14 protein-coding genes, 4 tRNA genes and 1 pseudogene are annotated in these 18,779 nt (G+C 62.2%); 11 read left to right on the forward strand and 8 right to left on the reverse strand.

The genetic code is table 11. The features are described from left to right. Window positions 1–88: 88 nt before the first annotated feature. Window positions 89–349, reverse strand: a complete 261-nt coding sequence (locus tag G1E_RS06300) for a DUF2798 domain-containing protein (protein WP_009686210.1) — start codon at window positions 347–349, stop codon at window positions 89–91. 114 nt (window positions 350–463) lie between these two features. Here G1E_RS06300 and G1E_RS06305 point away from each other — a divergent pair. Beyond that, window positions 464–1,395 (forward strand): annotated as a pseudogene (locus tag G1E_RS06305) (LysR family transcriptional regulator). A 220-nt stretch (window positions 1,396–1,615) separates the two neighbouring features. On the opposite strand, the gene G1E_RS06310 reads toward G1E_RS06305, so the two are convergent. The 3 genes from G1E_RS06310 to G1E_RS06320 all read right to left on the reverse strand — a co-directional run bounded on the left by G1E_RS06310 (window position 1,616) and on the right by G1E_RS06320 (window position 3,986). After that, window positions 1,616–2,881, reverse strand: coding sequence for an OmpP1/FadL family transporter (locus G1E_RS06310; RefSeq protein ID WP_009686211.1), 1,266 nt, complete (start codon window positions 2,879–2,881; stop codon window positions 1,616–1,618). A 147-nt stretch (window positions 2,882–3,028) separates the two neighbouring features. Continuing rightward, entirely contained in the window at window positions 3,029–3,511 is a 483-nt protein-coding gene (locus tag G1E_RS06315; RefSeq protein WP_009686212.1) for a hypothetical protein, read from the reverse strand. A 250-nt stretch (window positions 3,512–3,761) separates the two neighbouring features. Then, complete coding sequence (locus G1E_RS06320; protein WP_009686213.1) at window positions 3,762–3,986, reverse strand: hypothetical protein; 225 nt, start codon at window positions 3,984–3,986, stop codon at window positions 3,762–3,764. A 946-nt stretch (window positions 3,987–4,932) separates the two neighbouring features. Between G1E_RS06320 and G1E_RS06325 the strand changes: the two genes are divergently transcribed. Both G1E_RS06325 and rmuC read left to right on the forward strand, forming a co-directional pair. Continuing rightward, window positions 4,933–5,352 (forward strand): tetratricopeptide repeat protein, encoded by a 420-nt coding sequence (locus G1E_RS06325; protein WP_047149702.1) that lies wholly within the window; start codon window positions 4,933–4,935, stop codon window positions 5,350–5,352. A gap of 160 nt (window positions 5,353–5,512) precedes the next feature. Next, entirely contained in the window at window positions 5,513–6,886 is a 1,374-nt protein-coding gene (gene rmuC, locus G1E_RS06330; RefSeq protein ID WP_177329606.1) for a DNA recombination protein RmuC, read from the forward strand. Here rmuC and G1E_RS06335 read toward each other — a convergent pair. Continuing rightward, window positions 6,858–10,334: a PAS domain-containing hybrid sensor histidine kinase/response regulator gene (locus G1E_RS06335; protein WP_009686216.1), complete on the reverse strand. Its 3,477-nt coding sequence runs from the start codon at window positions 10,332–10,334 to the stop codon at window positions 6,858–6,860. The two genes, rmuC and G1E_RS06335, sit on opposite strands and share 29 nt — an antisense overlap. 260 nt (window positions 10,335–10,594) lie before the next feature. On the opposite strand from G1E_RS06335, the gene G1E_RS06340 reads away from it, so the two are divergent. The 4 genes from G1E_RS06340 (at window position 10,595) to G1E_RS06355 (ending at window position 15,574) form a co-directional block, all read left to right on the forward strand. Further along, window positions 10,595–11,326: a GntR family transcriptional regulator gene (locus tag G1E_RS06340; RefSeq protein ID WP_009686217.1), complete on the forward strand. Its 732-nt coding sequence runs from the start codon at window positions 10,595–10,597 to the stop codon at window positions 11,324–11,326. Between the two features lie 99 nt (window positions 11,327–11,425). Next, window positions 11,426–12,700, forward strand: a complete 1,275-nt coding sequence (locus tag G1E_RS06345) for an MFS transporter (RefSeq protein WP_009686218.1) — start codon at window positions 11,426–11,428, stop codon at window positions 12,698–12,700. A gap of 23 nt (window positions 12,701–12,723) precedes the next feature. Further along, window positions 12,724–13,557, forward strand: a complete 834-nt coding sequence (locus tag G1E_RS06350; RefSeq protein WP_009686219.1) for an amidohydrolase — start codon at window positions 12,724–12,726, stop codon at window positions 13,555–13,557. 139 nt (window positions 13,558–13,696) lie between these two features. Continuing rightward, window positions 13,697–15,574, forward strand: a complete 1,878-nt coding sequence (locus G1E_RS06355) for an MFS transporter (RefSeq protein WP_009686220.1) — start codon at window positions 13,697–13,699, stop codon at window positions 15,572–15,574. A gap of 9 nt (window positions 15,575–15,583) precedes the next feature. On the opposite strand, the gene sugE is transcribed toward G1E_RS06355, so the two are convergent. Continuing rightward, a complete protein-coding gene (gene sugE, locus G1E_RS06360) occupies window positions 15,584–15,901 on the reverse strand; it encodes a quaternary ammonium compound efflux SMR transporter SugE (protein WP_009686221.1) in 318 nt (105 codons plus the stop codon). A gap of 270 nt (window positions 15,902–16,171) precedes the next feature. Next, the gene (gene rdgC / locus G1E_RS06365) at window positions 16,172–17,092 is read right to left on the reverse strand and encodes a recombination-associated protein RdgC (protein WP_009686222.1); all 921 of its coding nucleotides are present in this window, start codon (window positions 17,090–17,092) and stop codon (window positions 16,172–16,174) included. A gap of 217 nt (window positions 17,093–17,309) precedes the next feature. Between rdgC and G1E_RS06370 the strand changes: the two genes are divergently transcribed. The 4 genes from G1E_RS06370 to G1E_RS06385 all read left to right on the forward strand — a co-directional run bounded on the left by G1E_RS06370 (window position 17,310) and on the right by G1E_RS06385 (window position 17,812). Continuing rightward, a tRNA-Val gene (locus tag G1E_RS06370) sits at window positions 17,310–17,385 on the forward strand. Window positions 17,386–17,398: 13 nt separating this feature from the next. Beyond that, a tRNA-Asp gene (locus G1E_RS06375) sits at window positions 17,399–17,475 on the forward strand. A 171-nt stretch (window positions 17,476–17,646) separates the two neighbouring features. Beyond that, window positions 17,647–17,722 (forward strand) — tRNA-Val (locus tag G1E_RS06380). A gap of 13 nt (window positions 17,723–17,735) precedes the next feature. After that, window positions 17,736–17,812: transfer RNA gene (locus G1E_RS06385), tRNA-Asp, on the forward strand. 108 nt (window positions 17,813–17,920) lie between these two features. Here the strand turns inward: G1E_RS06385 and map are convergent. Further along, window positions 17,921–18,769 carry a type I methionyl aminopeptidase gene (gene map / locus G1E_RS06390; protein ID WP_033691076.1) on the reverse strand — a complete coding sequence of 283 codons (849 nt, stop codon included), beginning with the start codon at window positions 18,767–18,769 and terminating at the stop codon, window positions 17,921–17,923. Between the last annotated feature and the right edge of the window lie 10 nt (window positions 18,770–18,779).

Genomic DNA, 18,779 nt, shown 5'->3' on the forward strand with positions numbered 1-18,779 from the left:
AAGATCAAGATCAAGATCAAAGCCAGATCAACAGCCGTGCGGGGGTGAAGAGGTGGGCCAGCGCCACCTGTGCCAGCGGTAGACGACCTCACTTTGCATGCACCGTGATCGCCACCAGCCGTACAACCACCGGCCTCACCATCAATACACAGACAAACGCCACCGGCATCGCCAACTGATAGGCCTTCAATACATTGCTCAGGTAGTCGGGGGTAACGCCAGCGTTCGCTGCTGTAATAACAAAGCTCATCAATAACGCCATGATCGAAGACATGTAGAACGCGAAAACATAGGGCGTGGCAACGGGGTGCAATTTGCGGCGGCGGCGGGTGGGGGACAGATCGTTCATGCGTACTCCTTGAAGTTAAGTGAGGCCGCAGGCTAGCAACCCTCGCAATGGCAGCAGTAGACCAGTAATACTGAGTTCTTTATAAAGAGATGCTTACGAATCAAGGGCCACTGCATGGACCTACTCAACGCCATCCGTTGCTTCATCAAAGTGGTCGAAGCCGGCAGCATTGCCGCTGGCGCCCGTAACCTCGGCCTCACCCCGGCAGCGGTCAGCCAGAACCTCGCCCGCCTGGAAAGCCACCTGCAGGTGCGCCTGCTTACTCGCACAACCCGTAGCATGTCCCTGACACCCGCGCAGGCAACCAGTACTACCAACGTGTCAGTCATATCGAACGTGATCTTGCCGAAGCCGAGCAGGCCATCACCACCCCAGACAGTGAACCCCAAGGCCGACTGTGCATTGCTTCGACCTCGGCGTTCGGTCGCCATGTAGTGGCTCCCCTGATACCCGCCTTCAGCGCCCGCTACCCAATGCTTTCGATAGAATTGGTAACGACCGATCGCCGCGTCAACCATGCCCGTGAAGATGTCGATGTGAGCCTGCGCATCACCCCGCAGTTGGAAGAGCAGCTGCTGGCCCGGCACATCGCCCGTATCCCGTTCATTTGCTGCGCCTCACCCGGCTACTTGCAAAGCGCCGGCCTACCGAGCACGCCTGAGGCCCTGCGCGATCACCGGTGCCTGGTGTTCCGCTACCCGGTGGACGGCCGCCTGCTACGTTGGGGGTTCATGCGTGACGGGCTGCGCTTCGAGCCGGTGTTCGGCAACGTGCTCATCAGCGACGACATCGATGCGCTGACCCACATGGCCGTGCACGATGGTGGTATTACCCGCCTGGCCGAATTCATCGTGCGGCCACATCTGGCTTCAGGTGCGCTGGTGCCGTTGTTTGAATACAGCGACAACGGCCAGGCATACGCCCAGACCGAGCCGATGGACATCTACCTGTGCCTGGCGGACCGCTTTGCCATGACGCCTGCTGTGCGCGTGTTCACGGCGTACCTGCGTGAACACCTGGCTGACACCTGGCAGGTCCAGACGTGAAAAAACCGCTACGAGGGTAATGCCTGTCAGTTAAGTAATTTGGGGCCGCTTTGCGACCCTTCGCGGTCACGCCCGCTCCCACAGGGAATCGCGCTTTCTTGAGTTCAGCGCCAAACGTGTGGGAGCGGGCGTGCCCGCGAAGGGCTGCAAAGCAGCCCCAGTAACGCTTAACTGACAGGCATTAACCGCGAGGGCGTTTTTTTTCAGGTAGCGCGTACCGTCAGAAACGATAGGTAAGCGACGCACCGACACCGTGCGCGCTGTTCTCGTACTTGGCTTGGTAGCTGCCCTTGGTTGCGCTGACCTGGTTGACCTTGGTGTCTTCTTCCCAAAGGTAGGAATACGCCACGTCAACGGTCATGTCGTCATTCGGGCTCCAGCCTGCGCCCAGGCTGAACACCTTGCGATCACCTGTCGGGATGCGCGGCGAACGGTCGTGGTTGTTGGTTGGCGACTGGTCAACGGTAAAGCCGGTACGCAGTACCCACTCCTTGTTGACCTTGTACGATGCACCAATGGCGTGTGCCCAGGTGTCGTGCCAGTTCTGCTCTTCGGTGATGGTCTGGAATGCCGAACCTGCCAGTGGCGCAGGCACATCGTTCTGCACGGTGATGTTTTCCAGGCGGCTCCAGCGCGTCCAGGTGCTGCCCGCGTACAGGGTCCACTGGTCATCGAGTTCGTGGGTAACCGAAAGGTCGACCGATTCCGGCGTCTTGATCTTCAGGCTGGCATCGAACTTGTTGCCGTTGAACGGCCCGATCAGCGGGGTGCTGACGCGGGTCTTGCCTTCCAGCTTGTAGTCGACCATCGAGTGGTAGGTCAGGCCGACGCGGGTGCGGTCGGTGGCCTGCACCATAAGGCCGATGTTGTAACCAACGGCAGTATCGTCACCCTTGATTTTCACTTCACCATCGTTGCGGCCCGGGGTTAACGGGTTGATCAGGCTGGAGCCCAGTTCACCCTTGATGCGGTTGATGGTTGGACCAAAACCGATCGAGACCTTGTCGTTGAAGGCGTAGCTGACGGTAGGCTGGAAGGTGACGACCTCAACGTGGCTCTTTTTGCCCCAGTAGCGCGCAGCATCATCGCTGCCGTAGTCGGTTACCAGGCCGAACGGCACATAGACACCGAAGCCGACGCTCCAGTGGTCGTCGATAGGTTTGACGTAGTAGCCCATGGGCACGCCAACGACCGGCACCATGTCACCATCGGTTTCCCCCCCGAGGTTGCTGCCTGGCCCGGAAATGTCGGTTTTGGCGATGACGGCTGCGCCGCCCACGGTGACCTGTTCACGTTTGAGGCGGGACATGCCGGCCGGGTTGCCAAACACGGTGCTGGCATCTTCGGCAGAAGAAGAACGTCCCGCGAAACCTGTCCCCATGCTGCTGATGCTCTGTTCGTTCAATGCAAAGCCGCTGGCGAGCAATTGGCTGGATGCAAGAGCAACGGCTACGCCGAGGGAGGTTTTGAGCATTACTTTTTTCATTATTAGAAAACTCCTTGGGATCTCCGGGGCGAAAAGCTACCAACAAATGACGCGCCGCGCTATAGCCTGAATCGCAGGAGTTAGAGCGGTTTTGTAGGACAATCCGACCAAAATTCCCTTTTTTCCGGCTTTGATGTAGGGCGCTTCTCAAGATGCCTGGGGCAATCTTTGATCCACGCAGGTGTGCCAAGCATGAGTGAAGTCGCGCAAGCGGCCTTGGGGGGAGAAAATCTGACGCCATATGCGCGCCAGTGCCAGTAAATCGTCAGCGGCGGGCAAGGGCATGGCGTGCTCTTCGACGAGCATCCAGGCAATGGCCGTGGAGTATCGCAGGTTGACCGTAAGCTCGAGGTGCGGGCCGCCCAGGAAGGCATGCTGGCTTGCCAGGCCCCGGACCAGGCTGGCCAGGTCGGGATCACGGGCCAGGTAGTTATCCCACAGCGCTTGGTGGCGGTGTTCGCCAATGCGGTAGAGGCCGTGCCCGCGTCGGTCGTGCAAGGCAGCCCCGAGTGCCGACTGGCTGGCGGCAATGCCCAGTAACAAGGCTTCAGCGCTGGCGCAGTGACGGTTCAGGTAAACCAGGGTGGGCCGTATCACATACTGACACAATTCATTCGCCGCAATACCCATGATGCCCTCGAACAGTAAAGGGCCGGACGGGCGCTGGAGCTTGGCAGCTGGTGAAGGAGTCAGGCCCGCCGGAAGCGGCAAGTACCGCTCGAGTTGAAGTGTAGTGTGATAATCGTGGTGTAAAGAGCTGTTTTTAAATCGATTGCTGCCTGACGTTGCGGGGTATATGCCCTAAGGCAATTAAGCCGTGAACGTTCAGGCAGGTAGACGATGGCATGATTCAGCGCATGAATACTGCAGTATTCCCCGCTCACGCGGTGAGCGACTGGCGAGTCCTTGCAATGACTGCCTGCAAGGGTTCATTGCGGCTGTACTGTTCAGGGTACAGGCGCTCGGTGTGGCAGGCGACGCCGTGTTCGTCTACCAGGGTAAAGCTGAAGCTGCCTTTGCGTGGGGCAACGATAAGGCACTTCAACGGCGAGAAGGCCTGGGAAAGGGTGCCAATGGCAGCCTGAATCTGATGATGGGTTTGCATATTGTTGGATGTTCCTGCTTTAAACACGGGGAGTATGATCCGTGCATGATAGAAACGTTCCAGTGACGCCATTATTAAGGGACGAGCGAACCTGACTGGAACAGGGCAGCCAGAGGGGGCGCAATCAAATGTGGGCGCTTGGGCTGACTGGTAGGTACTTCAGAAGGCAGGCAGCACGCCGAGGCCAAGGTTCGCGGCCATCGGGATGGGATCCTGATCAATCTGTCGGGTGATTCGTGCCTGACCAGCCTTTGGCTGGCGAGTGAATCATCGAATGGGCCGTCCTGGTTTCAGCAGGGCCGCACTTGGGAGGTGGGCGACTGCAAGGACATTGGGCCAGAATTGACTTTCAGCTTGGTACTAACGAGGCGGACTGTACAGTGAATGAGTGCGCTTGGCAAGCACTGCATCAGTATTGGGTAGCCGAGCAGTATGGCCTGAATTTGCCAGGCTGGGAAGAGGGTGCAAATGGCCCGTATCGCCACGGATGTGCCCATTGCGTGCATTCAAATGAGGGCTCACGGTGCATTTGTTCACATTCGGTGCAGGGCTTGTAATAGCACCGCAACAACCCCTGCCGACTTCGCCAATGCCTTGACTGCGTGGTTAAGTCAATGAAAAAAAACACTATTTTCAGCTGGTGAAAAAATCGTCAGTTTGACTGAAGCCCACAGTTTACGGGGGTTTGCGGGGTGTGTCATAGGGTTGTCCACCGAGTTATCCACAGGAACTGTGGATTGTCCCCGGCACTTGCTCTAGCACGGGCGTATCAGCTCCGCGCCAAGCTGTCCGACAATCGCTAAGCCTGGATGACTAGCCCAGCCATTGGCCGGCGAACGTCAAGAAAAGATCATTTAAAATTTTTTTCATTGTTCCGGATTCGACAGGCCATGGCGAAAAAAAAAGCGTACAGTGGCGCGCCTTTCGCATTGCCTGACGTGTTGCCATGAAGTTCCGCAGTAAACACCTCGCCAACTCCGCCGCCCCTACACCACCCCCTGACGCCAAGCGGTTCAGCTTGAAAGTGGCCTTGTGGCTGCTCGATAGCCCGCGCCTCGGTGACAAGCCCCAGGTCAAGCATCTGGCGGGCCGCCTGCTGAAGCAGCCGGCCCGCCAGGGTGTGGTGGTGGCGCAAAGCCGGCTTGGGCAAATGCTGTGCCGGGATTGCGGCAATGCCCGTGACCGGCGCATTGGCCATGAGTTACTGCGCCAGGCAGCGCGGGCCGGGGACCGGCGGGCGCAGCTGGAATACGCGCGGTTGTGCCAGCACAACGCGCCGGCGCAGGCGCGTTACTGGCTGGAGCTTGCGGCGGGGCAAGGTTCGCAGGAAGCGCAGCGGCTGCTGGGGCAGTGGTTTGCGGGTTGAAGGCTGATAAGCTGCAGCCAATTTGCACAGCGCGTTCGGGGTAAGCATGACAGTGGATCTGGCCAGCATTCTGCTCGGCGTGGTGGCAGGGGCTTTGCCCTGCCTGGGGTGGATCATGCAGCTCCAGCGCCGTCAGGGGGCACGGCAGGGCGAGCAGGCATTGCTGGAGGAGCGCCTCAACGCCGCCCAGTTGGCCCAGGCCGGGCTGCAAGCGCAGCTGGATGCCAGCCGCGACGAAATCAGCGACCTCAGCGAAGCCAATACCCTCAAGCAGAGCCAGCTGGCCGCCCAGGGCCGTGAGCTGGAGTTGCTGCAGATCGACCGCGACAACGCCCGCGACGCCGCCCATGCCTGGCACCTCGAACGCGCCAACCGCGAAGCCGAACTGCGCCGCCTGGAGGCGCAGAGCGCACGCCTGGAGGCTGAACTGCGCGAACAGCAGGAAAGCCACCAGCAACGCCTCGAAGACCTGCAAGAAGCCCGTGACACCCTGCGTGCCCAGTTCGCCGAAATGGCCACCAAGATCTTCGACGAGCGTGAGCAGCGCTTTGCCCAGACCAGCCAGCAGCACCTTGGCCAGTTGCTCGACCCCCTCAAGGAACGCATCCAGTCGTTCGAAAAACGCGTCGAGGAGAGCTACCAGCAGGAAGCCCGGGAGCGCTTCTCGCTGGGCAAGGAGCTGGAGCGCCTGCAACAGCTCAACCTGCGCCTGTCCGACGAAGCTACCAACCTGACCCAGGCACTGAAGGGGCAGAAAACCCAGGGCAACTGGGGCGAGTTGATTCTCGAGCGGGTCCTGGAGCATGCCGGCCTGGAGAAGGGCCGCGAGTACCAGACCCAGGTCAGCCTGAAGAGCGCCGATGGCGAGCGCTTCCAGCCCGATGTGCTGATCATGCTGCCGGGCGACAAGCAGGTGGTGGTGGACGCCAAGGTCAGCCTCACGGCCTACCAGCAGTTCGTTTCCACAAATGACGAGGCCGCGCTCAAGCAGCATGTGCAATCGCTGCGCAGCCATGTCAAAGGCTTGTCGAGCAAGGATTACAACCGCCTCGAAGGCCTGCACAGCCTCGACTTCGTGTTGCTGTTCGTGCCCATCGAGGCGGCCTTCTCGGCGGCCCTGCAGGCGGAGCCTAACCTGTTCCAGGAAGCCTTCGACCGGCAGATCGTGATCGTCAGCCCCACGACCTTGCTGGCGACGTTGCGGGTGATCGACAGCCTCTGGAAGCAGGAGCGCCAAGGCCAGAATGCCCGGGAGATCGCCGAGCGGGCTGGCTGGCTATACGACAAGTTCGTCCTGTTCATCCAGGACCTGGACGAGCTGGGCAGTCGCCTGCAACAGGTGGACAAAGCCTATGCTGCGGCGCGCAACAAGTTGTGCGAGGGGCGCGGTAACCTGGTAAGCCGCAGCGAGCAATTGAAGTTGCTCGGCGCCCGCGCCAGCAAAAGCCTGCCGCCCGACCTGCTGGAACGGGCGCTGGCCGACGCGGCGGTGGCCGATCAAGCGCTTACTGAACCAGGCTCAGATGGCGATTGAGCATGGCGCGCAGGGCCGCAGGCTTGACCGGCTTGGCCAGGTAGTCGAGGCCGGACGCATGCACCAGGGCAATGGTTTCCTTGCTGCCGTCGGCACTGATCACCACACCCGGTACGGGTTCACCCAACCGCGCACGTAGCCAGCCCATCAGCCCGGTGCCGGTCTCGCCGTCGTCCAGGTGGTAGTCCACCAGCGCCAGGTGCGGGCGCAGGCCGTGGTCCAGCAAGGCGGCGCATTCGGCCTGGTTACGCGCAGTAGACACCTGGCAACCCCAACGGCTGAGCAGGCTGTTCATGCCGATCAGAATGCTGTCTTCATTGTCTACGCACAGTACCTGCAAGCCTGCCAGCGGCTGGCTCGCCTGTTCCAGCGGGGCGGGCTGTGCCGGCGCGGCCTGGCGGGCGATGGGCACACTGACCCGAAACACCGTCCCTTTGCCTGGCCATGAACGCACTTCCAGTGGGTGGCCGAGCACCCGGCACAGGCCGTCGGCGATCGCCAGGCCCAGGCCCAGGCCCTTTTCGGCACGGGTCTGGTGGCTGTCCAGGCGCTTGAACTCCTGGAAGATCACCTGCAGCTTGTCGTCGGCGATGCCTGGGCCGCGGTCCCAGACTTCCAGCCACAGCCGCCCGCCCTGGCGCCGAGCCCCCAGCAGAATCGGGCTTTTGCCATAGCGCAGGGCGTTGGTAAGAAAGTTCTGCAGCACCCGGCGCAGCAGTTTCATGTCACTGTCCACCCGCAGGCGGCTGCCGCGCAGGCGGAATTCCAGGCCCTTCTCGGCAGCCAGCAGCTTGAACTCGGCGCCGAGGGTGTCGAACAGTTCGGTAAGGGCGAAGGGCTTGGCGTCTGGCGTGATCTTGCCGTTTTCCAGGCGCGAGATGTCCAGCAGGTCGCTGATTAGCTCCTCTGCCGAGCGCAGCGAGCTGTCCATGTGCTGCACCAATTGCCGGGCTTCTTCATTCATGCCTTCGGCCTGCTGCGACAAGGCGGCGGAAAACAGCCGCGCAGCGTTCAACGGTTGCATCAGGTCATGGCTGACTGCAGCCAGGAAGCGGGTCTTGGACTTGCTGACCGCTTCGGCCTGGCTCTTGGCTTCGGACAATGCCTGGTTCAGTTGCGACAGTTCATGGGTGCGCTCGGCCACCCGTTGCTCCAGGCCTTCGTTGGCATCGCGCAGTGCCTGTTCGGCCTCGCGGAATGGCGTGATGTCGGTGAAACTCATGACGAACCCGCCCCCGGGCATCGGGTTGCCGATCAACTCGATTACCCGGCCATTGGGGAACAACCGCTCGGAGGAGTGCGCACGGCCCTGGCGCATCCAGTGCAGGCGGCGCGCCACGTGCACCTGTGCTTCGCCGGGGCCGCACAACCCGCGCTCGGCGTTGTAACGGATGATGTCGGCAATCGGCCGGCCGACACTGATCAGCCCCTCCGGGTAGTTGAACAGCTCCAGGTAACGGCGGTTCCAGGCCACCAGGTGCAGGTTCTGGTCGACCACGCTGATGCCTTGGTTGATGTTTTCGATGGCGCCCTGCAGCAGGGCGCGGTTGAACTGCAGGACTTCGCTGGCTTCATCGGCGATGCGTACCACGTCTTCCAGCTGCATGTCGCGGCCTTCGATGGCCGCCTTGACCACCGCGCGGGTCGACGAGGTGCCCAGCACGCCGGCCAGCAGCCGTTCGGTGTGTTCGATCCAGTCGCCGTCCGCGTTCTGGTTGGGGTTGAAGCCCTTGCCCTGGCGGTAGGCAAAGCGGATGAAGCTCTGCCGGGCGCGCTCTTCGCCAACAAAGCGCGATGCCAGGGTCAGCAGGTCGTCGATCTGTACCGCCAGCAGCGGCTTGCTGCTGGGCCGGGCGCTGGTCTGCTGGCCAATGAAGCGGCCAGCCTGCCAATGTTCGGACACCCGCGTGCGCGACAGCAGCGACACCCAGGCGAACAGGGTGAAGTTGCCCGCCAGCGACAACACCACGCCTTGGGTCAGGGGGCTGATTGGCAGGTTCAGCGGGTTGCCGTGCAGCCAAGCCAGCCCTGGGAACACCTGCAGGGGCCAGCCCACACTGTGCGCGGCAATCGGCAACACCAAGGTGTAGAACCACAGGAAGATACCGGCAGCCAGGCCGGCAAACACACCGCGGCGGTTAGCCTGCTTCCAGTACAGTGCGCCGAGCATGGCCGGGGTCAATTGGGTCACGGCGGCGAACGCGATCTGGCCGATGGTTGCCAGGCTGGCGGTCGAGCCCAGCAGGCGATAGCTGACATAGGCCAGCAGCAGGATCACCACGATGGTCACCCGGCGCACCGAGAGCATCCAGTGACGGAAGGCTTCGAACGGCCGTTCGGCATTGTTGCGGCGTAGCAGCCAGGGCAGCAGCATGTCGTTGGAGACCATGGTCGACAGTGCCACGGCCTCGACGATGACCATGCCGGTGGCTGCCGAGGCGCCGCCGATGAACGCCAGCAGCGCCAGGCTCGGGTGGGCCTCGGCCAGCGGCAGGCTGATCACGAACGAGTCGGAAATCACGGCCCCTGGCAGCAGCATTTGCCCGGCCAGGGCAATCGGCACCACGAACAGGGCAGCCAGCCCCAGGTACAGGGGGAACACCCAGCGGGCCAGGCGCAGGTCTTGTGGTTCGATGTTCTCCACCACGGTAACGTGGAACTGCCGCGGCAGGCAGATGATCGCCATCATCGCCACGGCGGTCTGCACCACCATGGAGGGCCAATTGATGGTCTCCTGCCAGTAATCCTGCAACTGAATCGACTGGCGTGCCTGGCTGAACAGGTCGCCGAAGCCGTCATACAGGTTGAACACCACGAAGATGCCCACAGCCAGGAAGGCCAGCAGCTTGATCAGCGATTCGAAGGCAATGGCCAGGACCATGCCACGGTGGTGTTCGGTCACGTCCAGGCTGCGCGTGCCAAACACGATGGCGAACAGCGCCAATACCAGCGACACCACCAGCGCGGTGTCCTGGACGCGTGTGCCGGTGGCGTCGGCACTGGCGCCGATCAGCAAGTTCACGCCCAGCACGATGCCCTTGAGCTGCAGGGCGATGTAGGGCAGCACGCCAACCAGGCAGATCAGCGCCACCACCACCGCCAGGGTCTGCGACTTGCCATAGCGTGCGGCGATAAAGTCGGCGATCGAGGTGATGTTCTGCTGCTTGCTGATCAGCACCATCTTCTGCAACACCCAAGGCGCAAAAATCAGCAGCAGTACCGGGCCCAGGTAGATCGGCAAGAACGCCCACAGTTGTTCGGCGGCCTGGCCAACGGCGCCGAAGAAGGTCCAGCTGGTGCAGTACACGGCCAGCGACAGGCTGTACACCCAGGCGCGCAGCTTGGGCGGCAACGGCGTGCTGCGGCGGTCGCCATAGAAGGCGATGGCGAACATGATGGCCATATAGGCCAGGGCGACCACGGCGATCAGCCCGCTGGACAACGACATGAAAACTCCGAAGCAATAAGATAACGCGGTCCCGATCTACCAGTCTGGCACGCTGGTGGCGCTTCGTCAGCGCCGACGATGGTCGCAGTGGCGCGTGGTCGCAGGGCCCGGCTTCGCTGACCGGTACCGGCCCTGTCGCCAGCAAGGCAGCTGACGCCTCAGAACCGCGACAGGCGGAGGATTGACAGCCCGGCATACGCGGGGAATACTGCCTCCAGAATTCATATATATGTTTATATAACAACAAGAGAGCGAGACCCATGCACCCACTGTCCGGTGATGCTCGACTGCCCCGTTACCAACAACTGCGCGACCACTTGCTTGAGCAGATTGCCAACAACCGCTGGCGCCCAGGCGAAGCGATCCCGACTGAGGCTGCCTTGGCCACCGAGTTCGACATGTCAGTCGGCACCGTGCGCAAAGCCGTGGACGTACTGGTGGCTGAAGGCGTGCTGGAGCGTCAGCAGGGGCGCGGTACCTTCGTGCGCCGCCCGCAATTCCAGTCTTCGCTGTTCCGGTTCTTCCGCTTCGAAGCCGCCAATGGCCAGCGCGCGGTGCCTGAAAGCCGCATTCTTGCCATCGAGCCGATGACCGCGCCTTCGGCGGTCGCCGAAGCACTGGGCCTGGCGGTTCACAGCGAGGTGATCCGAATTGTCCGTACGCGTCTGCTCGGCGCCCAGCCGGTACTGGCCGAAGAAATCTGGTTGCCGCGCCAGACGTTCAAGCCGTTGCTGGAGGTCGACCTGAACAGCGAGGGGCCGCTGCTGTACCCCCTCTACGAAGCATTGTGCGGCCAGGTGGTCGCCTACGCCGAAGAAACCCTCACCGCCGAAGCGGTTGACGCGGCGCATGGCCGCTTGCTGCAACTGCCGGCCGGCAGCCCGGTGGTGGTGATCGAGCGCCTGGCCCGTGACTACGCCGGCAAGCCCCTGGAATGGCGCCGCTCACGCGGCCATGCGCAGCACTTCCGCTACCGCATCGACATTCGCTAAGCCGGCGGCTGCACCCCGTTTCCCTCTGCGCCGTGCACACGCGGCGCGGTGGCTTCGCTTGCCTGGCGGTCACAGGCACACACTAGAAGGATAACAATCATGTTCAGTTGGTATCGCCAGATCACCTCGCGGGAACGCAAGACATTCTGGGCCTGTTTCGGCGGCTGGTCGCTCGATGCGCTGGAAGTGCAGATGTTCGGCCTGGCCATCCCGGCGCTGATCGCCGCGTTCTCCCTGAGCAAAGGCGATGCCGGCCTGATCAGTGGCCTGACCCTGGTGACTTCGGCCATCGGCGGCTGGCTGGGTGGCACCTTGTCCGACCGCTACGGCCGCGTGCGGACCCTGCAGTGGATGATCCTCTGGTTCTCGTGCTTCACCTTCCTCTCGGCGTTCGTCACCGGTTTTTACCCCTTGCTGTTGGTCAAGGCCATGCAAGGCTTCGGTATCGGCGGCGAGTGGGCTGCCGGCGCCGTGCTGATGGCCGAAACCATCAACCCGAAATACCGCGGCAAGGTCATGGGCACGGTGCAGAGCGCCTGGGCCGTGGGCTGGGGCCTGGCCGTGGCACTGTTCATGCTGATCTACTCGCTGGTGCCGCAGGAATTTGCCTGGCGGGTGATGTTCTTCGTCGGCCTGTTGCCGTCGTTGCTGATCCTTTGGGTACGCCGCAACGTGCCCGAGCCGGACAGCTTCCAGCGCCTGCACAACGCCAATGCCATCCCTGCCAGCTTCCTGCACTCCATGGCCGGCATCTTCCGCCCGCAGCTGTTGCGCGTGACCTTGCTGGGCGGCCTGCTTGGCCTGGGCGCCCATGGTGGGTACCACGCGGTGATGACCTGGCTGCCGACCTTCCTCAAAACCGAGCGCAACCTGTCGGTGCTGAACTCCGGTGCTTACCTGGCGGTGATCATCCTGGCGTTCTGGTGCGGTTGCGTGGTCAGCGGCCTGCTGATCGACCGCATCGGCCGGCGCAAGAATATTCTGCTGTTCGCCCTGTGCTGCGTGCTGACCGTACAAGCCTATGTGTTCTTCCCGCTGACCAACACGCAGATGCTGTTCCTAGGCTTCCCGCTGGGCTTTTTCGCCGCCGGTATCCCGGCCAGTCTGGGGGCGTTTTTCAATGAACTGTACCCGGCCGAGGTGCGCGGTGCCGGGGTGGGCTTCTGCTACAACTTCGGCCGCGTACTGTCGGCAGTGTTCCCGTTCCTGGTCGGCCACATGAGCGAGTCGATGTCCTTGGGCAGCGCCATTGGTATCGACGCTGGCATCGCCTATGGCGTGGCGGTGATCGCCGCCTTGTGCTTGCCGGAGACCCGCGGGCGCACCCTCGAAAATGCCACGGCGCCGCACACCGCCGGGGCAGTTGCCAAATAACCTGACTTTTCTGTATGAGAGCCATGCCCGACGTACCTCCTTTACACCTGAGCGCGATCGACAGCCACGCCCACGTTTTCAGCCGTGGGCTGGCGCTGGCCAGTGAGCGGCGCTATGCCCCTGATTACGATGCGCCGCTGGGCGACTACCTGGGCCAGCTGCTGGCCCATGGTTTCAGCCATGGCGTGCTGGTGCAGCCGAGTTTCCTCGGCACCGACAACCGCTACCTGCTCAGCGCCCTGCAGGCTGTGCCGCAGCAACTGCGCGGGGTGGTGATGCTGGCGCCCGATGTCGAGCCACACACCCTTGCCGACATGGCCCGGTCAGGCGTGCGTGGTGTGCGCCTGAACCTGATGGGTCAGACCCTGCCGGACCTGGCCAGTGGCCGCTGGCGACCGCTGCTCGAACGCATTGGCGAACAAGGCTGGCACCTGGAACTGCACCGGCAGGTGGCGGACATACCGGCACTGGTCCGCGCGCTGCAGCCCTATGGCCTGAACATCGTCATCGACCATTTCGGCCGCCCCGATGCCCGCCGTGGGCTGGGTCAGCCCGGGTTCGCCGAACTGTTGACCCTGGGCGGGCAGGGCAAGGTTTGGGTGAAGGTGTCGGGGATCTACCGGTTGGCGGGGGCGCCGGACGAGAATCTGGCCTTCGCGCGCTCGGCACTGTGCGCGCTGGAAGCGCATTACGGCGCCGAGCGCTTGATGTGGGGCAGTGATTGGCCGCATACCCAGCATGAGTCGACGATCAGCTTTGCCACTGCAGTGCAGCAGTTCGAGGCCTTGGGTTGCTCGGCCCAGCTGCGCCAGGCCCTGCTGGTGGATACCGCGCGGGCTTTGTTCGGTTTCGAATGAGCGCCTGCCGGGCGCGATCGACCCGCTGAGGGTGGCGGGTTCTGACCCTGCGCTTGCCAGCCGCTGCATTTCCCATGCAGATTTGTGGCCTGGTGCGCCCGGCGCGCCTCCAATTGAAAAGCCATCAGGACCAAGGACGATGAGTCATTCCTCGCAATTCACCTTGCTCGGCAAGCGGCGCTTCCTGCCGTTTTTCATCACTCAGTCGCTGGGTGCCTTCAACGACAACCTGTTCAAGCAGTCGCTGATCCTGGCGATCCTGTTCAAGCTCAGCCTGGGCGAGGGTGACCGGTCGATCTGGGTCAACCTGTGTGCCTTGCTGTTCATTCTGCCGTTTTTCCTGTTTTCGGCGTTAGGTGGGCAGTTTGGCGAAAAGTTTGCCAAGGACGCGCTGATCCGCGCCATCAAGCTGGCCGAGATCGCGATCATGGCGGTCGGCGCCCTGGGCTTCATCACCAACCACCTGGCGCTGATGCTGGTGGCGCTGTTCGGCATGGGCACGCATTCGGCGCTGTTCGGCCCGGTGAAGTATTCCATCCTGCCCCAGGCCCTGCGTGAAGAAGAGCTGGTCGGTGGCAACGGGCTGGTCGAAACCGGCACCTTCCTTGCCATCCTGGCTGGCACCATCGGCGCCGGGGTGATGATGTCGGCCGACAGCTACGCCACCGTGGTGGCCGGGGGGGTGGTCGGCACTGCGGTGCTGGGCTACCTGGCCAGCCGCTGGATCCCGCGGGCAGCCGCGGCCTCGCCGAACATGCCGCTGGACTGGAATATCTTCAAGCAATCGTGGGTGATCCTGCGCATGGGCCTGGGCCAGCCGCCGGCAGTGTCGCGCTCGATCGTCGGCAACTCGTGGTTCTGGTTTGTCGGTGCCATCTACCTTACGCAGATTCCGGCCTACGCCAAGGACTGGCTGCACGGTGACGGCACCGTGGTAACGCTGGTGCTGACGCTGTTCTCGGTGGGCATCGCGCTGGGCTCGCTGCTGTGCGAACGGCTCAGCGGGCGCAAGGTGGAAATCGGCCTGGTGCCATTCGGCTCGTTCGGCCTGACCTTGTTCGGGCTGCTGTGGTGGTGGCACTCTGGCGATGTGCCAGCGGCCGCTGCGCCGCATGACTGGCTGGCGCTGCTGGGCATGAGCCAGGCCTGGTGGATCCTGCTGTCGATCATTGGCCTGGGGGTGTTCGGCGGCTTCTATATCGTGCCGCTGTATGCCTTGATCCAGGCCCGCACCGGCGAAGACCAGCGCGCCCGGGTAATCGCGGCCAACAACATCCTAAATGCCCTGTTCATGGTGGTGTCGGCACTGCTCACCATCCTCCTGCTGGGCCTGGCCAAGCTGAGCATCCCCCAGCTGTTCCTGGTGGTGTCGCTGCTCAATATCGCGGTCAACGCCTACATTTTCAGGATCGTGCCCGAGTTCACCATGCGCTTCTTGATCTGGCTGCTCAGCCATTCGATGTACCGCGTGCAGCACCGTGACCTGCAGCGCATTCCCGACCAGGGTGCGGCGTTGCTGGTGTGCAACCATGTCTCGTTCGTCGACGCGCTGCTGTTGGGTGGGGCGATCCGCCGGCCGATCCGCTTTGTCATGTACTACAAGATCTACAACCTGCCGGTGCTCAACTTTGTTTTCCGTACCGCAGGGGCCATCCCGATTGCCGGGCGCAATGAAGACCAGGCCACGTACGAGCGGGCCTTCGCGCGCATTGCCGCGTACCTGGCCGACGGCGAACTGGTGTGCATCTTCCCGGAGGGCAAACTGACCGGTGATGGTGAAATCGATGTGTTCAAGGGGGGCGTCAAGCGCATCCTCGAAGAAACCCCGGTGCCGGTGATTCCGCTGGCCTTGCAGGGCTTGTGGGGCAGTTTCTTCAGCCGCGACCCACGCAAAGGCTTCTTCAAGCGGTTGTGGTCGCGGGTGACCATCGTGGCCGGTGCCGCCATCCCGGTGGAGGCGGCGCAGCCAGAAGCCTTGCGAGAGCAGGTCAGCCGCTTGCGCGGCAACCTGCGCTAGGGGAGAGGATCAGCTGGCGCTGACCTTCAGGCCGACCAGGCCGGTGATGATCAGCGCCACGCTAACCAGGCGTACCAGGGCCATGGATTCGCCGAACAGGATAATGCCGGCGATTACCGTGCCCACGGCACCCACCCCGGTCCAGATGGCGTAGGCAGTGCCCAGCGGCAACTCCTTCATGGCCAGGCCCAGAAGGCCGAGGCTGATAGCCATGGCGGCGACGGTGAGTACGGTGGGCAGTGGCTTGCTGAAGCCGTCGGTGTATTTGAGGCCTACGGCCCAGCCGACCTCGAACAGGCCGGCGAAGAACAGGATGATCCAGGACATGGTGCTTCTCCATCGTGGTGAATGATGGGGCCGTCCCCGTAATGATCACGCGGTGCGTCGTGAGGTCGTCCTCACAGTGAGCACTATAGTGCACACCTGCAGGTTTCAGGGCAAGACGCGAGACGCAAGCTGCAAGCTGCAAGAAAAATCCAAAGCAGGGGTGCCGTGTTCGATGCGGCACCGTAGTACTTTCACTTGCCACTTGCCACTTGCCACTTGCCACTTGCCACTTGCCACTTGCCACTTGCCACTTGCCTTTCGCTACTGCTTTCAGACCCCCTGCGGAATCTCCTCGCCACCCAGGGCCTCGAACAGTACCGGCAAGAATTCGGCAAAGGTCATCATCATCAGCTGGAAGCTGGCGTCGAACTGCTGGGCCGCCTCATCGCCACCGTCCTGTTCGGCCTGCTCCTGCAGCAGCTCTTCGAACTTCAGGCGCTTGATGACCATCTTGTCGTCGAGGATGAACGACAGCTTGTCCTGCCAGGCCAGGGCCAGTTGGGTAACCACCTTGCCGGTGCTCAGGTGCAGCTGGATTTCTTCGCCGGTCAGGTCCTGGCGTTTGCAGCGCACGATGCCACCGTCTTCGGCGGTGTCGCGCAGTTCGCACTCGTCCAGCACGTAGAAGCCTTCAGCAGCCTGTTGCGACTTGACCCAGTCGGTCATGGTAGCAACCGGTGCGATTTTTACCGTGGCTGGGCGCACTGGCAGCGAGCCCATCACTTCACGCAGGGTCGACAGCAGGTCTTCGGCACGCTTGGCGCTGGCCGAGTTGACCAGGATCACACCCTGACGCGGAGCAATGGCAGCGAAGATCATCGAGCGGCGGATGAACGCGCGCGGCAGGAAGGCCTGGATGATCTCATCCTTGATCTGGTCGCGTTCCTTCTTGTAGACCTTGCGCATCTGCTCGGTCTCGATCTCTTCGACCTTTTCCTTCACGGCGTCATTGACCACGCTGCTTGGCAGGATGCGTTCTTCCTTGCGTGCGGCAATCAGCAGGTACTCGCCGCTGACATGCACCAAGGGCGCGTCTTCGCCTTTGCCGAACGGTGCGATGAAACCATAGGTGGACAGCTCCTGGCTGGCACAGGCGCGGGCCGGCTTGCTGGCCAGGGCGGCCTCCAGCGCTTCAGGCTCGAACGGTACTTCCTGGGTCAGGCGGTAGGTCAGCAGGTTCTTGAACCACATGCGGGGCAATCTCTCATTAATGCATAAGGCGGGCATTATTCTCCGAGCAGTGCTCCCAGGCCAACCCTGTCAGAGGGCCAGCAGTGGTTAATGGCGCAAGAAAACGCCTGGCAACGCTAGGTCTTTGAAAGGCCTGAGGTTTTTTTTGAAGAAAGTTTAAAAAGTGCTTGCCAGGGTGCAGGGGCGTACGTAGAATGCGCGCCACACCGAGAGACATGGGTGATTAGCTCAGCCGGGAGAGCATCTGCCTTACAAGCAGAGGGTCGGCGGTTCGATCCCGTCATCACCCACCACTCGATGTATAGCGCAGCGGTAGTTCAGTCGGTTAGAATACCGGCCTGTCACGCCGGGGGTCGCGGGTTCGAGTCCCGTCCGCTGCGCCATATTCAACTTCCAGGGCCCACTGAACACCCGGAAGTTACAAAGAAAGCGACCTTAGGGTCGCTTTTTTTTTTGCCTGAAATTCTGTGCCTGATTTAAATGCGCAAAAACTTCGATAAGGGCTTGCCAGAGCGAAAAGTCGCCCGTAGAATGCGCGCCACACCGAGAGACATGGGTGATTAGCTCAGCCGGGAGAGCATCTGCCTTACAAGCAGAGGGTCGGCGGTTCGATCCCGTCATCACCCACCACTCGATGTATAGCGCAGCGGTAGTTCAGTCGGTTAGAATACCGGCCTGTCACGCCGGGGGTCGCGGGTTCGAGTCCCGTCCGCTGCGCCATATTCAACTTCCAGGGCCCACTGAACACCCGGAAGTTACAAAGAAAGCGACCCTAGGGTCGCTTTTTTTGTGCCTGTATGCTTCAAGAGCCCGCAGAGCGCTTCAGTTTCAGCCCCAGCGTTCTTCTTCACGCAACGTCAGCACTTCGAAACCGTCGTCCGTCACCGCCACCGTGTGCTCCCACTGCGCCGACAAGCTGTGGTCGCGGGTAACCACCGTCCAGCCATCTTTCAGTTCGCGCGTGCCGCGCCCACCTTGGTTGATCATCGGTTCGATGGTGAAAACCATGCCTGGCTTGAGCTTCATGCCCATGCCGCGCTGGCCCACGTGCAACACCTCCGGTGCTTCATGCATCTGCTGGCCGATACCATGCCCACAGTATTCGCGCACCACGCTGTAGCCCGCGGCCTCGGCATGGGCCTGCACGGCGTGGCCGATGTCACCCAGCGTGGCCCCAGGGCGCACCTGCTCGATGCCTTTCCACAGCGCTGCATAGGTGGTGTCGACCAGGCGGCGGGCCTCGTCACTGATGGTGCCAATGCAGTACATCTTCGAGGCGTCGGCGATGTAGCCGCCCTGTTCCAGGGTAATGTCGACGTTGACGATCGAGCCTTCCTCAAGCACCTCGTCGGCTTTGGGCATGCCATGGCACACCACATGGTCAACCGACGTATTGAGCGAGTAGGGGAACCCGTACTGGCCCTTGCTCGCAGGCCGGGCCTTGAGCGTTTCGACAATGTAGGCTTCGGCGCGGTCGTTGATTTGCAGGGTGGTCACGCCGGGGCGGATGAAGTTGTCGAGGTCAGCGAATACCTGGGCCAGCAACTGGCCGGCCCGGCGCATCAGCTCGAGTTGGGCGGGGGTCTTGAGGATCACCTGGGGCATGGGGAAAGGGCGGTTGCTCATGCTGGAATTTGCCCCAGCATAGCGCCAGCGGGTGTGAAGTTGCCACCGCATGGTGCGCAGG

The organism is Pseudomonas sp. TJI-51, assembly GCF_000190455.2.
Taxonomy (GTDB): domain Bacteria; phylum Pseudomonadota; class Gammaproteobacteria; order Pseudomonadales; family Pseudomonadaceae; genus Aquipseudomonas; species Aquipseudomonas juntendi.